The sequence below is a fragment of the Mesorhizobium sp. M8A.F.Ca.ET.202.01.1.1 genome, assembly GCF_004791595.1.
In the GTDB taxonomy this organism is placed as follows: domain Bacteria; phylum Pseudomonadota; class Alphaproteobacteria; order Rhizobiales; family Rhizobiaceae; genus Mesorhizobium.
The window spans coordinates 1-358 of the sequence record NZ_SRUN01000123.1 but is presented as its reverse complement, the minus strand read 5'-3'; the positions used below and the strand labels follow the sequence as shown (position 1 = coordinate 358).

The 358-nt window shown below is 65.1% G+C and carries 1 protein-coding gene; it reads left to right on the top strand.

The window, feature by feature from the left end:
• Nucleotides 1-358, top strand: a 358-nt coding sequence (locus EN845_RS34125; protein ID WP_135931296.1) for a Crp/Fnr family transcriptional regulator, incomplete at both ends; no start/stop codon positions are given.

Below are 358 nucleotides of genomic sequence, written 5' to 3'. Positions count from 1 at the left end.
CATCTACGGCGTGATGAGCGGCACGGTGGAAATTTCGCTCTATTCACCGGGCGGACAGAAGCTGGTGGCCAACATCGAGCTGTCGCGCAGCCTCGTCGGCGAGATCGGCGCCTTGGATGGGCGTCCGCGCACGGCAACCGCGATCTGCCTCACCGCTTGCGAGCTGGTTTCGCTCAGCCGAGCGCAACTCTTTGATCGCATTGAAAAAAATCCGCCGCTGGCGCGCGCCATGATCGAACTCCTGTGCACGCGGCTGCGCTGGATCAGCGGAGAGCTCGGCGACCAGGCCTTCTTCGGCATCGAGGCCCGGCTGGCGAAGCGGCTGGTGTTCCTCAGCGGCGTCATGGCCGACTCCGCC